At 32.0% G+C, this 1,302-nt stretch carries 2 protein-coding genes; both read right to left on the bottom strand.

Going from position 1 to position 1,302, the window contains the following annotated elements:
- Positions 1-40: 40 nt before the first annotated feature.
- Complete coding sequence (locus FQU21_RS17300; protein ID WP_317130676.1) at positions 41-892, bottom strand: IS3 family transposase; 852 nt, start codon at positions 890-892, stop codon at positions 41-43.
- Positions 892-1,263: a transposase gene (locus tag FQU21_RS17295; protein WP_147679282.1), complete on the bottom strand. Its 372-nt coding sequence runs from the start codon at positions 1,261-1,263 to the stop codon at positions 892-894. The genes FQU21_RS17300 and FQU21_RS17295 overlap by 1 nt, the downstream gene beginning before the upstream one ends.
- Between the last annotated feature and the right edge of the window lie 39 nt (positions 1,264-1,302).

Genomic DNA, 1,302 nt, shown 5'->3' with positions numbered 1-1,302 from the left:
TGTCTTGTCCTGAAATATGGCTACAGGTTAAAAATTGAATTTAGGCTGATAATTTGTATACCATATTAGGTGTTTTATAATCTAAAGATAAGTGTAATCTTACTTCGTTGTATAAATTAATTGCATTTTTTGCAGCTCTCTTAGCGTGTGCTACGTTATCAAAGGTTTGGTCGAGATAAAATTCGTCTTTTAAGATACCATTTACACGCTCTGCCATGGCGTTTTCGTAACAATGATTTTCTTCTGTCATACTAATATCTATCTTTTTTCTTTTTAAAATTTGAGTGTATACATTGCTACAGTACTGTATGCCTCTATCTGAATGATGTATAAGTTTTTTAATGTCTTTAGCTTGATAAATAGCTTTATTAAGAGCTCTTACGCAACCTTTAAGTTCTAGGCTATCACTTAGATCATAACCAACTATTTTTCTAGAGTACATATCTGTTATTAATGCTAGATAACAAAATCCTTTTACGGTTCTGATATATGTAATATCAGATACCCAAACTTGGTTGGGTCTAGTAACTTCCATGTCTTTTATGATGTTGTTATACTTATAAAATCGATGATAAGAGTTTGTTGTTCTAGCACTAGTTTTCTTTCTAAGTGTAAGCATATTATGTTTTCTAAGGAGATTAAATAAAGTATCTCTACCGACTTTTAAGTTAGCTTTTACAAAATCGTCTTTCAATGATTTTTCGAGTTTACGTACGCCTTCTCTAGGAAGGGATTTGCGTCTTTTTCTAACAATATCTATAATTTGTCGCTCTAGGTTTAAACGCTTATCAGCTCTTTTTTTATGCTTGTAATAAGCATTGCGTTTAAGTCCAAAACAATGCGTTATAGTTGTTAAAGACGCAACTCCCTTAGTTCTCTTTTTAGCTTTAATTAAGGCTTTATACTTAGCTTTTTTTTTAGTTCATTAACTGATTTATAGCCAAGATCTTCAGCAGCTACTTCAAGGTAACAATCCTGTACCATTGCATCGAGATCCTTTTTAAGTAGAAGTTTTTTTAGTTGTTCAACCTCTTTTTGAAGCGCTTTAATTCTAGATATTTCGTCTTTTGTTTCCACTTTTACTCTGGTGTTCATTAAGTCTTTACGATTGTATTTTTTAATCCACTCGTTAACCGTTGTTGGGGCTATCGAATAGAGTTTACAAAGTTCGCTTTTGGTGTGTTTTCCGGTGGTAAGTTCGGCTAAAATTTTCAGTTTAAAAGGTTCTGAATACCGTCTAATTACTTTGTCATTTCTATACATAATGTTTAAAATTATGTAGCCTTATTTCAGGACGGGTCA

Source organism: Algibacter pacificus, assembly GCF_008033385.1.
GTDB classification, from domain to species: Bacteria; Bacteroidota; Bacteroidia; order Flavobacteriales; family Flavobacteriaceae; genus Algibacter; species Algibacter pacificus.
This window is presented reverse-complemented; position numbering and strand designations above follow the sequence as displayed.

What these genes read in the sequence shown, in the direction of transcription:
- FQU21_RS17295 (WP_147679282.1), bottom strand. Translation starts at nt 1,263, where the DNA reads ATGTATAGAAATGACAAAGTAATTAGACGGTATTCAGAACCTTTTAAA.